Genomic DNA, 12388 nt, shown 5'->3' on the forward strand with positions numbered 1-12388 from the left:
CGGTCGGTCCAAGGACAAGAATCGGCCCGGGCGCCCCGGAAACCGGGAACCCGGGCCGAAGGGAGATCAGATCCGCTCCAGGACCTTCGCCAGCAGGGCGCCCATCCGCTCGGCGGAGGCCTTGCCGGCCTCCAGCACCTCGGCGTGGTTGAGCGGCTCGCCGGTGATGCCGGCGGCCAGGTTGGTGACCAGCGAGATGCCGAGCACCTCGGCGCCGGCCTCGCGGGCGGCGATCGCCTCCAGCGTGGTGGACATGCCGACCAGCTCGCCGCCGATCACCCGGGCCATGTGGACCTCGGCCGGGGTCTCGTAGTGCGGGCCGCGGAACTGGACGTAGACGGCCTCGTCCAGGCTCGGGTCCACCTCGCGGCAGAGCTCGCGCAGCCGCTTGGAGTACAGGTCGGTGAGGTCGACGAAGTTGGCGCCGACGATCGGCGAGTCCGCGGTCAGGTTGATGTGGTCGCTGATCAGCACCGGCTGGCCGGGCACCCAGCCCTCGCGCAGACCACCGCAGCCGTTGGTGAGCACGATGATCCCGCAGCCGGCGGCGGCGGCGGTGCGCACGCCGTGCACCACGGTGGCCACGCCGTGGCCCTCGTAGTAGTGGTTGCGGCCGAGGAAGATCAGCGCGTACTTGTCGCCGATCTTGACGGACCGGATCTTGCCCGCGTGGCCGGCCACGGCGGGAGCGGGGAAGCCGGGAAGGTCGGTGACCGAGATTTCGGCCACCGTCGTGCCCAGGGCGTCGGCGGCCGGCACCCAGCCGGACCCCATCACCAGGGCGACGTCGTGGTGCTCGACACCGGTCAGCTCGCGCAGGCGGGCAGCGGCGGCCTGAGCGGCGGCGTAGGGGTCGGCGGACACGGCGGTCTGAGGAGAAGCGTTCACACAGCCGAGGATAGACAAGAAATTCCTACGCGCGTAGAACACCTGCCCCGGTCATGCCGGATCGTTACCCGGTTGACCCAAAAACACCAGCTATGGCCGGTTTTCGGCGGCCCGGCTCGTAGGATCGTTCACTTGCCGTCAGCAGGGACGACGCCGCAGGTCCAGCACGTAGTCATGGGGCGCGCCGGCGCTCTCGGCGGCGTCCGCGATCAGGCCCAGGTAGCGGGCGGCGGGCAGGCCGCCCTCGTAGTCGTTGAGCACGTACGTCCAGACCGGGATGTCCCCGTCCAGGGTGTGCGCGCGCAGCCGGATCTTGCGGTAGATGCCCAGCTGCAGGCCCTCCCAGCGGTCCAGCCCGTCCTCGTCCATCGGCGAGACGTCGTAGAGCGAGACGAAGACCTGCTCCTTCTCGTCCTCCACCACGGTGGCCAGCGATCCCTCCCAGCCCAGCTGCTCGCCGCCGAAGGTCAGCCGCCACCCGTCCAGCCAGCCGGTCCCGCGCAGTGGGGAGTGCGGGGCGCGCCGGCTCATCTGCCGGGCATCGAGATTGGTGGCATACGCGGCGTAGAGCGACATGGGCGTCAGCCTACGGGAGTTGGCAAACGGATCAAGGCCTCCCCGGCCGCGGGGGCGGCGGTGTGCCCGAGTGGTGCCCGCTGTGCCGTGCGTCACAGCCGCTGGTGGTACGCACGAATCAACAGCCCCGTGCTCGCGCCGGAGTCGGCGTGCGGGACAATGGTGCACGTGACTCGGATCGTGATCATCGGTGGCGGACCCGGCGGATACGAGGCGGCCCTGGTGGCCGCCCAGCTCGGCGCGGAGGTGACCGTCGTCGACCGCGACGGACTGGGCGGAGCGGCGGTGCTCACCGACTGCGTGCCGTCCAAGACGCTGATCGCCACCGCCGAGGTGATGACCGGCTTCGACGCTTCCTACCAGGAGCTCGGGATCACCCTGGCCTGCACGGCGACATCAGCCGACTCCGCGGCGGGTGACCGCGCGATCAGCGTGGACCTGGGCAAGGTCAACCGCCGGGTGAAGCGGCTGGCGATCGCCCAGTCGCACGACATCACCCAGTCCGTCACCCGGGCCGGCGTCACCGTGCTGCGCGGCAAGGGCAAGCTGGGCTCCGGCGGCCAGGCGGTGGACGGCTCGCGCGAGGTGCTGGTCGAGGCCCTCGACGGCACCGTCCAGTCGCTGCGCGCCGACGCCGTGCTGATCGCCACCGGCGTGCGGCCGCGCGAGCTGCCGGACGCCCAGCCGGACGGCGAGCGGATCCTCAACTGGAAGCAGGTCTACGACCTCGAGCAGTTGCCCGCCGAGCTGATCGTGGTCGGCTCCGGTGTCACCGGCGCCGAGTTCGCCGGTGCCTACCAGGCGCTCGGCTCCAAGGTCACCCTGGTCTCCAGCCGTGACCGGGTGCTGCCGGGCGAGGACCCGGACGCCGCCGAGGTGCTGGAGGACGTCTTCCGCCGCCGCGGCATGAACGTGATGAGCCGCTCCCGGGCGGAGAGCGTCAAGCGGGTCGGCGACCGGGTCGAGGCCACGCTCAGTGACGGCTCGGTGATCAGCGGCACGCACTGCCTGATGGCGGTCGGCTCGATCCCCAACACCGCGGAGATGGGCCTGGAGGAGGCCGGAGTCAAGCTCAACGACTGGGGTCAGATCAAGGTCGACCGGGTCTCCCGCACCTCGTCACCGGGCGTCTACGCGGCCGGCGACTGCACCGGCGTCTTCATGCTCGCCTCGGTGGCCGCGATGCAGGGCCGGATCGCGATGTACCACGCACTGGGCGACGCGGTGCAGCCGCTCAACCTGAAGACCATCGCCTCCAACATCTTCACCGACCCGGAGATCGCCACCGTCGGTTACACCGCGGCGGACGTGGACTGCGGAAAGATGGACGCGGTCGCGATCAAACTGCCGCTGCGCGGCAACCCGCGGGCCAAGATGCAGGGCATCCGGGACGGCTTCGTGAAGCTCTTCTGCCGCCCCGGCACCGGCATCGTGGTCGGCGGTGTGGTGGTCGCGCCGCGCGCGAGCGAACTGATTCACTCGATCTCGCTCGCGGTGGACAACAACTTGACGGTCGAGCAGGTGGCGGGCGCGTTCACGGTGTACCCGTCGCTGTCCGGTTCGACCGCCGAGGCCGCCCGCCAGCTGCACATTCGCAAGCGGGCCGAGAGCGAATCCTGACCGTTTCACCCGGTTGCGCGGGCATCTCGCCCGCGCGGCGGGGGTGCGCCGGAGGTGTAACGGCGCGCATTGTACGGCCGTGCGCCGCCGTTCGGGGCGGACTTCCTGTTACTAGCGGCAAACGCCTGAAAGCCGACCGTCATGGGGGTTACCGTCGGTTCTGTGTTTGCAGCAGAACGTCGCCAGTTGATCCTCGAAATGGTGCGGGCCAACGGAGCCGTGTCGCTCCGCGAGTTGGCCCGTGTCGTCCAGACCTCCGAAGTGACCGTCCGCCGAGACGTCCGGGCGCTGGAGGCCGAAGGGCTGCTCGACCGCCGACACGGCGGCGCGGTGCTACCCGGAGGCTTCAGCCGTGAGCCCGGCTACCCGCAGAAGACCCACCTCGCCGCCGCCGAGAAGAGCGCGATCGCCGACCTGGCGGCCACGCTCGTCGAGGAGGGGGACGCGGTGGTCATCGGGGCCGGCACCACCACCCAGGAACTGGCCCGCCGGCTCGCCCGGGTACCGGGCCTGACGGTGGTCACCAACTCCCTCCTGGTCGCCCAGGCCCTCGCGCACGCCAACCGGGTGGAGGTGGTGATGACCGGCGGCACCCTGCGGGGTTCCAACTACGCCCTGGTCGGCAGCGGGGCCGAACAGTCGCTGAACGGGTTGCGGGTCACCAAGGCCTTCATCTCCGGCAGCGGACTGACCGCCGAGCGCGGCCTGTCCACCACCAACATGCTCTCCGCGAGCGTGGACCGAGCTCTGGTGCAGTCGGCCGCCGAGGTCATCGTCCTCGCCGACCACACCAAGCTCGGCGCGGACACCATGTTCCAGACGGTGCCGACCGACGCGATCACCCGCCTGGTGACCGACGAGCACGCGGCCGGGCACGACCCGACCGCCCGCGAGCTGGACGCGCTGGCCGACTGCGGGGTGCAGATCGTGCTCGCCCCGCTGGGGCTGGCGGCCGAGCCACCAGGTCACCCAGGCCTGGACCGGCACCCGCAGCAGGCCCCTGGCGGCCCGCGCCGGGCGGTCCCCGGCCCCGGGCAGCCGGGTGGCGCCCCGCTGCCCGGCCAGCGCCGCCCTGGCACCCACGGCGGCCCCCCGCCCGGTCACCTGCCGACCCGGCTGGCGGGCGCCCGGTAAGCAGACGGCCCGCCGGTTGACGAGCAACCAGCGGGCCACGGGGTGAGCTGAGCGGACGTCAGTCCAGCAGGCTCAGTCCTTGATCTCGCAGAGCGCGGCGCCGCTGCTGACGCTCGCGCCGACCTCCGCCTTCAGGCCGACGATGGTGCCGGCCTTGTGGGCGTTGAGCGGCTGCTCCATCTTCATCGCCTCCAGGACGACGATCAGCTCGCCCTCTGCGACGACCTGACCCTCCTCCACCGCGACCTTGACGATGGTGCCCTGCATCGGCGAGGCCAGGGTGTCACCGGAGACGGCCGCGCCGGCCTTCTTGGTGCCCACCCGGCGCTTGGCCTTGCCGGCGGTACCGGCGGCGGCCGGTGCCGTGCCCACGCCGAGCGAGGCGGGCAGCGACACCTCGATCCGCTTGCCGCCGACCTCGACCACCACGGTCTCCCGGCCGTCCGGCTCCTCGCCCTCCACCGCACCGCCGGCGAACGGCGGGATGGTGTTGTTGAACTCGGTCTCGATCCAGCGGGTGTAGACGCTGAACGGCGCGTCGGAGCCGTGCGTCTCCGGCGCGAAGGCCGGGTCCGCGACGACCGCCTGGTGGAACGGGATGGCGGTGGCCATGCCCTCCACCTTGAACTCCGCCAGGGCGCGCTTGGCCCGCTCCAGGGCCTGCTTGCGGTCCCGGCCGGTGACGATCAGCTTGGCGAGCAGCGAGTCCCAGGCGGGGCCGATCACCGAGCCGGTCTCCACGCCGGCGTCGAGCCGCACGCCCGGGCCGGACGGCGGCGCGAAGAGCGTCACCGTGCCGGGGGCCGGCAGGAAGTTGCGGCCGGGGTCCTCGCCGTTGATCCGGAACTCGAAGGAGTGCGCCCGGACCGCGGGGTCGTCGTAGCCGAGCTCCTCGCCGTCGGCGATCCGGAACATCTCGCGGACCAGGTCGATGCCGGTGACCTCCTCGGTCACCGGGTGCTCGACCTGCAGCCGGGTGTTGACCTCCAGGAAGGAGATCAGGCCGTCCTGGGCGACCAGGAACTCGCAGGTCCCGGCGCCGACATAGCCGGCCTCGCGCAGGATCGCCTTGGACGCCCGGTAGAGCTCGGCGTTCTGCTCCTCGGTCAGGAACGGCGCGGGCGCCTCCTCGACCAGCTTCTGGTGCCGGCGCTGCAGCGAGCAGTCACGGGTGGAGACGACCACCACGTTGCCGTGCTGGTCGGCCAGGCACTGGGTCTCGACGTGCCGCGGGTTGTCCAGGTAGCGCTCGACGAAGCACTCGCCGCGACCGAAGGCGGCGACCGCCTCGCGGACCGCGGACTCGAACAGCTCCGGGATCTCCTCCAGGGTGCGGGCGACCTTCAGGCCGCGACCGCCACCGCCGAAGGCGGCCTTGATGGCCACCGGCAGGCCGTACTCGCTCGCGAAGGCGACCACCTCGTCCGGACCCGCGACCGGGTCCGGGGTGCCGGCCACCAGAGGCGCGCCGGCCCGCTGGGCCACGTGCCGGGCGGTGACCTTGTCACCGAGGTCGCGGATGGCCTGCGGCGGCGGACCGATCCAGATCAGGCCCGCGTCGATCACGGCCTGGGCGAAGTCGGCGTTCTCCGACAGGAAGCCGTAGCCGGGGTGGACGGCGTCCGCACCGGAGTCCGCGGCGGCCTTGAGGACCTTGGCGATGTCCAGGTAGCTGGTCGCGGGGGTGTCGCCGCCGAGAGCGTAGGCCTCGTCGGCCGCGCGGACGTGCAGCGCGTCCCGGTCAGGCTCGGCATAGACGGCGACACTGGCGATACCAGCGTCCGAGCAGGCCCTGGCGACGCGGACGGCGATTTCTCCGCGGTTGGCGATGAGCACCTTGCGCACTGTGGCTCCCTTCTTGAACCTCGATGGAGTTTAGGGATGACGGGGTGGTACCGGCGAGTAGCCCCAGGTGGTGAGCTTGCCCACACGGAGCGTGACGCAGATCGTGATCATGCGCGCACACAGCGGGAGGACCGCAGGTGGCAACCGTACGCCTGCCGCTCGACGTGCGGTCGGCAGTCGCTGGAGCCGCCGTGGCCTTCGCCACATCAGGGGGTCCGGGCCGGGGCGGAGGGCGCCGGGAGGGCGCCGACGGGGGCGGCGGCGGGGGCGATCGCGGCCTCGCTGACGTCGGCCACCCGTTCGACCACGTCGGGTCCGTAGCGGCCCGGGTTGATCACCCGAAGGATCAGCGCGAAGCTGCCGTGCGACCCGTGGCGACGCATCAGTTCGCCCTGCCGGCCGATCAGGTAGCGCACCGCGGCGTGGTTGGAGATCGCGGTCAGACCGGCGATCAGGAAGGTCGGCCGCCCGCCGTTGCCCGGATCCAGCCGGGCCAGCAGCGCGTAGGTCCAGCCCGGCGAGTGCTCGGCGGTCGGCTCCTGGCGGAACTCCTGCTCGCCGACCTGGATCGCGCCGCTGGAGGTGCCGGGGTCATAGCTGAACTGCACGCTCGGCAGCCGCCAGCCCAGGTGGGCGGCGGCCCGCTCGTTGCTGGCCGGCCCGCCGAGGCAGAACTCGGCCTTGTCGCCCAGCCCCTGGCGGGTCTGGTCGTGCGCCAGGATCTCCGGGCGGGCGCCGCAGGAGTTGACCAGCACGGCCAGCTCCATCAGCGCGCTGACGTCGTCGCGGTGCACGCTGTGCCCGTGCGCGCTGCTGACGTGCCGGTTCACCACCAGCAGGCAGTCGCTGCCGCCGGGCATGCCGAAGAACTCCTGCATCCGGGCCAGCCGACGCCGGCGGCGCAGCCGCTGCACCAGCCAGCCGGCCGCCGCGCCGATGGCACTGGTCAGCAGGCCGAGCACGATGTTGAGCACGATGTCCGCCATCCCAGCCCCTCCCTGATCGACGGCGGCGCCAGCCTAGCGGGGTGCGGGAGCCAGACCCAGAGGAATCGGGCCGAGCGTGCGCAGAGCGGGAGGTCTCAGCCCCACAGGTCGGTGATCCGCACCCCGAGTTCGGCCAGCAGCTCGCGCAGCAGTGGCAGCGAGAGGCCGATCACGTTGCCGTGGTCGCCCTCGATGCCCGCCACGAACGGGGCGGAGCGGCCGTCCAGGGTGAAGGCACCGGCCACGTGCAGGGGCTCGCCGGTGGCCACGTAGGCCTCGATCTCGGCGTCGTCGGGGCGGGCGAAGTGCACGGTGGTGGAGGCGGTGGCGCTGACCTGTCGGTCGTTGGCGGTGTCGATCACGCAGTGGCCGGTGCGCAGCACGCCCGACCGTCCGCGCATCGCGTGCCAGCGCCGCACCGCCTCGGCGGCGTCGGCCGGCTTGCCGAGCGCCTGCCCGTCCAGCTCCAGCACCGAGTCGCAGCCGATCACCAGCTCGCCGTCGGTCAGCTCGGCGGCCACCGCGGCCGCCTTGGCGCGGGCCAGTACCAGGGCCAGCTCGCCGGGGGTGGCGGCCTGCAGCGCGTCCTCGTCCACGCCGCTGACGATCACGCGGGGGTCGAGGCCCGCCTGCCGGAGCAGACCCAGCCGGGCGGGCGAGGCGGAGGCGAGGACGAGGAGGCGGCGATCAGTCATGCCGACCACCCTATGGTCCGCGCGCCGCCGGTCAGCGCAGTGTGTCGCACAGCATGAGCAGCAGGGCGCCGAGCACCAGCGCGACGGCCAGCAGCCGTCCGGCGCGGCGGAACCTCGCCTGGGTGCGCCGCGCCGGGGTCGACTCGTCGTCGGGGGGATCTGACCAGAGCATGCCCTCAGCCTGCCTGGTCGACCTGGGCGGACGCATGAGTAGCCGTACTCAGATCTGCCCGTTTACTGCTCCGTCCGTTTACTGCTCCGGCCGGCTACAGCTCCGGCCGGCTACTGCGCCCAGCCCGAGGTGCGCCAGGCGTGCGCGCCGGGGCGCAGGGCGGGACGGACGGTGCGGGAGCGGTCGGTCCACGGGGAGGCCGGGCCGCTCGCCGCGCTGCGGGCCGCGTCGAGGGCGGCCTGCGTGGCGGCGGCCCGGGCTTGGACCACCGCCAGGACGGTGGCCAGCTCCTCGGGGGTCGGCTGCCCGTGCAGCACCTGGATGGGGGGCATCGCGGGTCGTCCTTACCGTTGTCGGGCCTTGCAGGGAAATGCCTTACAGGGGAATGTTGCCGTGCTTCTTGGGCGGTAGCACCTCGCGCTTGCCGCGCAGCGCGCGCAGGCCGCGGACGATGTGCCTGCGGGTCTCGGACGGGGCGATCACCGCGTCCACGTAGCCGCGCTCGGCCGCCAGGTACGGGTTGAGCAGGGTGTCCTCGTACTCGGCGACCAGCTCGGCGCGGCGGGCGTCGACGTCCTGGCCGGCCGCGGCGGCCTCGGCCAGCTCGCGCCGGTAGACGATGTTGGCCGCACCCTGCGCGCCCATCACGGCGATCTGCGCGGTGGGCCAGGCCAGGTTGAGGTCGGCGCCCAGGTGCTTGGAGCCCATCACGTCGTAGGCGCCGCCGAAGGCCTTGCGGGTGATCACGGTGATCAGCGGCACGGTGGCCTCGGCGTAGGCGAAGATCAGCTTGGCGCCGCGCCGGATGATGCCGTCCCACTCCTGGCCGGTGCCGGGCAGGAAGCCGGGCACGTCCACGAAGGTGAGCACCGGGATGTTGAAGGCGTCGCAGGTGCGCACGAAGCGGGCGGCCTTCTCGCTGGCGGCGATGTCCAGGCAGCCGGCCAGGTCCATCGGCTGGTTGCCGACCACGCCCACCGGGTGGCCCTCGACCCGGCCGAAGCCGGTGACGATGTTGCCCGCGTACAGCGCCTGGACCTCGAGGAACTCGCCGTCGTCCAGGATGTGCTCGATCACCTTGCGCATGTCGTACGGCTGGTTCGCCGAGTCCGGCACGATCGCGTCGAGTTCGAGGTCCTCCTCGGTGACGGTCAGCTCCGCCACCTCCGGGTAGACCGGCGGGTCGCTCAGGTTGTTGGACGGCAGGTACGACAGCAGGCTCTTGACGTACTCGATCGCGTCCTTCTCGTCCGCGGCCAGGTAGTGCGCGTTGCCGGACTTGGTATTGTGGGTCCGGGCGCCGCCCAGCTCCTCCATGCCGACGTCCTCGCCGGTGACCGTCTTGATCACGTCCGGGCCGGTGATGAACATGTGCGAGGTCTGGTCGGCCATCACCACGAAGTCGGTGACGGCAGGGGAGTAGACCGCGCCGCCTGCGCACGGGCCCATGATCAGCGAGATCTGCGGGATCACCCCGGAGGCGTGCACGTTGCGGCGGAAGATCTCGCCGTACAGGCCGAGCGAGACCACGCCCTCCTGGATCCGGGCGCCGCCCGAGTCGTTGATGCCGATCATCGGGCAGCCGGTCTTCAGCGCGAAGTCCATCACCTTGACGATCTTCTCGCCGAAGACCTCGCCGAGCGAGCCGCCGAAGACGGTGAAGTCCTGGGCGAAGACGGCGACCTGACGGCCGTCGACGGTGCCGTAGCCGGTCACCACGCCGTCGCCGTACGGGCGGTTCTTCTGCTGGCCGAAGTTGGTCGAGCGGTGCCGGGCGAACTCGTCGAACTCCACGAAGGAGTCCTCGTCGAGCAGTTCGAGAACCCGCTCACGGGCCGTCAGCTTGCCCTTGGCGTGCTGCTTCTCGACCGCCGCGGCGGAGCCGGAGTGCACCGCCTCGTCGATCCGGCGCCGCAGGCCGGCGAGCTTGCCCGCGGTGGTGTGGGGGTCAAGCGAGGGGTCGGTGGGCAGGTCGGTCATCCCGAGGAGTTCCTCACGTGAACAGGCGCGATGGAGGGTGAAAGAAAACCGCGGAGTCCGGGCAGGACGGTGCCACGAACTACCGTTGAGTAGCGTATCCAGCCGCACGCCGTTGGTGTTATGGCCAGCGACACAGTGTGTTAACGAGCGTTTCTGCGGGACGATGGGTCGGCCTACGGCTACCGCCTGTCGTGCACCCCATACTCTGGGGCCATGACCGAGGCAGATCGTCCCCGCCGCAGCGGACTGCGTGGTTTCGGCCACGCCGGCCCGTCCCCCTGGACCGACCTGGACCGCCCGCCGCTGGACCTCGAGGCGCTCCGACACGACCTGCTGCAGCCCGGCGGGCTGTGGACGGCGCTCGACGTGGTCGAGCAGACCGGCTCCACCAACAGCGACCTGACCGCCCGCTCCCGCGAGGGCGCGCCCGAGGGCGCCGTGCTGGTCGCCGAGCAGCAGAGCGCCGGACGCGGGCGATTGGACCGTCAGTGGACCGCTCCCGCCCGCTCCGGCCTGTTCCTGTCGATGCTGCTGCGCCCCACCGTGCCGCGCGAACGGCTCGGCTGGCTGCCGATCCTGGTCGGCGTCTCGGCGGCCGCCACGGTCGGCCGGGTGGCCGGTGTCGAGGTCGGCCTGAAGTGGCCCAACGACCTGCAGGTCGAGATCGACGGCGAGGAGCGCAAGATCGGCGGCATCCTCACCGAGCTGACCGGCGACGCGGTGGTGGCCGGCCTGGGCCTCAACGTCTCGCTGCGCGCCGAGGAACTGCCGGTGCCCACCGCCGCCTCGCTCCAGCTGGCCGGCGCCGAGGTCACCGACCGGGCCATCCTGCTGCGGGCCCTGCTGCGCGAGTTCGCCGAGCTCTACGGCGAGTGGCAGGCGAGCGCCGGCGACCCGCAGGCCAGCGGACTGCTGCCGGCCTACACCGCCCGCTGCACCACGCTGGGCCGCCAGGTGCTGGTGCAGCTGCCGGGCGAGCGCGAACTGCGCGGCGAGGCGGTCGCGCTGGACGCTGACGGCCGCCTGGTGGTGCGGACCGCCGACGGCAGCCGGCAGGCGGTCGGCGCGGGCGACGTGGTGCACGTGCGACCGGAGCCGCGCACCCCGTGACGTCGCCCTGACCTGGCGCCGGCGTCGCCGTGACGTCGCGCTGTGCGGTCCGGATGCCCCGGATCGGACGATTCCGTGCGACCATTCCACCTGGCACGGTGTGAGGCGCGCCACTGTCTGGTGGCAGTCGCGCCTCACCACAGGATGGGACCTCAACGGCAAGTGCGGCGACCGCACGGGGACGGACCGGTGGCAGACGACGACGGCGGCGGGCACGCGGCTCAGGACAGCGCGCGCGGCGACGGGGGGCCCGACGAGGTGGACCACACCGTCGCGCTCGACCTGGAGGAGCTGATCCTCGGGGCCCCGCGCCGCTACACCCCCTACCAGGCCGCCCGCACCGCCGAGGTGCCGATGGAGCTGGCCACCCGGTTCTGGCGGGCCATGGGCTTCCCCGACATCGGCCAGTCCAGGGCGCTGAACGACGGCGACGTGATCGCGCTGCGCCGACTGGCCGGCCTGGTGGAGTCCGGGCTGATCAACGAGGCGATGGCGATCCAGGTGGCCCGCTCCACCGGCCAGACCACCGCCCGGCTGGCCGGCTGGCAGATGGACACCTTCCTGGAGAGCCTCACCCAGGCCGCCGAACCGGGCCTGACCCGGGCCGATGTGGCCTACCCCCTGGTCGAGCTGCTGCTCCCGGAGCTCGAGCAGTTCCTGGTCTACGTCTGGCGCCGCCAGCTGGCCGCCGTCACCGGACGCGTGGTGCAGGCCGCCGAGGACGCCGAGATCACCAGCGGCCGGCTCGCGGTGGGATTCGCCGACCTGGTCGGCTTCACCCGGCTGTCGCGCCGGCTGGAGGAGGAGGAGCTCGGCTCGCTGGTGGAGACCTTCGAGTCCACCTGCGCCGATCTGATCGCGGGTCAGGGCGGGCGGCTGATCAAGACCCTGGGCGACGAGATCCTGTTCGTCTCCGAGGACCCGGTGACGGCGGCCGAGATCGCGCTGAGCCTGGTCGAGACGCTGACCCAGGACGAGAGCATCCCGGCGCTGCGGGTCGGGATGGCCTTCGGCACGGTCACCTCCCGGATGGGCGACGTCTTCGGCACCACCGTCAACCTGGCCAGCCGGCTGACCTCGATCGCGCAGCGCGACGCCGTGCTGATCGACGGCGAGTTCGCCGCCGCGCTGGAGCAGGCGGGGGCGGCGGCGCAGGGGGCGGCGGACGGGACCGGCACCGCGCAGGCCCAGTTGGCCGAGGCGCTGGCGGCTCACTCGGGGGCGCCGCTCGGGGCGCTCGGGCAGCCGGCGGGCGCCGGGCCGGTGCCGCGCTTCCACCTGCAGGCGATGTGGCGCCGGCCGGTGCGAGGGCTCGGGCTGGTGGAGCCGTGGCTGCTGAGCAGGCAGATCCGCTCGGCGGTCTGACTCGTTTTCCGCGCCAA

The 12388-nt window shown here is 72.2% G+C and carries 12 protein-coding genes; 4 read left to right on the plus strand and 8 right to left on the minus strand.

From position 1 onward, the window contains the following. Window positions 1-66: 66 nt before the first annotated feature. Together BR98_RS27110 and BR98_RS27115 are read right to left on the minus strand one after the other, a co-directional pair. The gene (locus tag BR98_RS27110; protein ID WP_035848415.1) at window positions 67-888 is read right to left on the minus strand and encodes a purine-nucleoside phosphorylase; all 822 of its coding nucleotides are present in this window, start codon (window positions 886-888) and stop codon (window positions 67-69) included. A gap of 138 nt (window positions 889-1026) precedes the next feature. After that, entirely contained in the window at window positions 1027-1464 is a 438-nt protein-coding gene (locus BR98_RS27115; protein WP_035848418.1) for a gamma-glutamylcyclotransferase, read from the minus strand. 159 nt (window positions 1465-1623) lie between these two features. Here BR98_RS27115 and BR98_RS27120 point away from each other — a divergent pair, with 159 nt between their 5' ends. Both BR98_RS27120 and BR98_RS27125 read left to right on the plus strand, forming a co-directional pair. Next, entirely contained in the window at window positions 1624-3084 is a 1461-nt protein-coding gene (locus BR98_RS27120; protein ID WP_035848421.1) for an NAD(P)H-quinone dehydrogenase, read from the plus strand. A gap of 198 nt (window positions 3085-3282) precedes the next feature. Then, on the plus strand, window positions 3283-4218 hold the full coding sequence (locus BR98_RS27125) for a DeoR/GlpR family DNA-binding transcription regulator (protein ID WP_035848424.1): 936 nt from the start codon (window positions 3283-3285) through the stop codon (window positions 4216-4218). 72 nt (window positions 4219-4290) lie between these two features. On the opposite strand, the gene BR98_RS27130 is transcribed toward BR98_RS27125, so the two are convergent. The 6 genes from BR98_RS27130 to BR98_RS27150 form a co-directional block, all read right to left on the minus strand. Continuing rightward, the gene (locus tag BR98_RS27130; protein WP_035848427.1) at window positions 4291-6063 is read right to left on the minus strand and encodes an acetyl/propionyl/methylcrotonyl-CoA carboxylase subunit alpha; all 1773 of its coding nucleotides are present in this window, start codon (window positions 6061-6063) and stop codon (window positions 4291-4293) included. A gap of 206 nt (window positions 6064-6269) precedes the next feature. Beyond that, complete coding sequence (locus BR98_RS27135) at window positions 6270-7049, minus strand: hypothetical protein (RefSeq protein ID WP_035848430.1); 780 nt, start codon at window positions 7047-7049, stop codon at window positions 6270-6272. A gap of 95 nt (window positions 7050-7144) precedes the next feature. Continuing rightward, on the minus strand, window positions 7145-7744 hold the full coding sequence (locus BR98_RS27140; RefSeq protein ID WP_035854045.1) for a nucleoside triphosphate pyrophosphatase: 600 nt from the start codon (window positions 7742-7744) through the stop codon (window positions 7145-7147). Between the two features lie 31 nt (window positions 7745-7775). Further along, window positions 7776-7916, minus strand: a complete 141-nt coding sequence (mmpB, locus tag BR98_RS40550; protein ID WP_198042291.1) for a morphogenic membrane protein MmpB — start codon at window positions 7914-7916, stop codon at window positions 7776-7778. Window positions 7917-8026: 110 nt separating this feature from the next. Continuing rightward, window positions 8027-8248: an acyl-CoA carboxylase subunit epsilon gene (locus tag BR98_RS27145; protein ID WP_035848432.1), complete on the minus strand. Its 222-nt coding sequence runs from the start codon at window positions 8246-8248 to the stop codon at window positions 8027-8029. Window positions 8249-8291: 43 nt separating this feature from the next. After that, window positions 8292-9896 carry an acyl-CoA carboxylase subunit beta gene (locus BR98_RS27150; protein WP_035848433.1) on the minus strand — a complete coding sequence of 535 codons (1605 nt, stop codon included), beginning with the start codon at window positions 9894-9896 and terminating at the stop codon, window positions 8292-8294. A gap of 213 nt (window positions 9897-10109) precedes the next feature. On the opposite strand from BR98_RS27150, the gene BR98_RS27155 reads away from it, so the two are divergent. Both BR98_RS27155 and BR98_RS27160 read left to right on the plus strand, forming a co-directional pair. Beyond that, window positions 10110-11006: a biotin--[acetyl-CoA-carboxylase] ligase gene (locus BR98_RS27155; protein WP_051970254.1), complete on the plus strand. Its 897-nt coding sequence runs from the start codon at window positions 10110-10112 to the stop codon at window positions 11004-11006. Window positions 11007-11150: 144 nt separating this feature from the next. Further along, window positions 11151-12371 carry an adenylate/guanylate cyclase domain-containing protein gene (locus BR98_RS27160; protein WP_083977039.1) on the plus strand — a complete coding sequence of 407 codons (1221 nt, stop codon included), beginning with the start codon at window positions 11151-11153 and terminating at the stop codon, window positions 12369-12371. Window positions 12372-12388: the final 17 nt, after the last annotated feature.

The sequence above is a fragment of the Kitasatospora azatica KCTC 9699 genome (assembly GCF_000744785.1).
GTDB classification, from domain to species: domain Bacteria; phylum Actinomycetota; class Actinomycetes; order Streptomycetales; family Streptomycetaceae; genus Kitasatospora; species Kitasatospora azatica.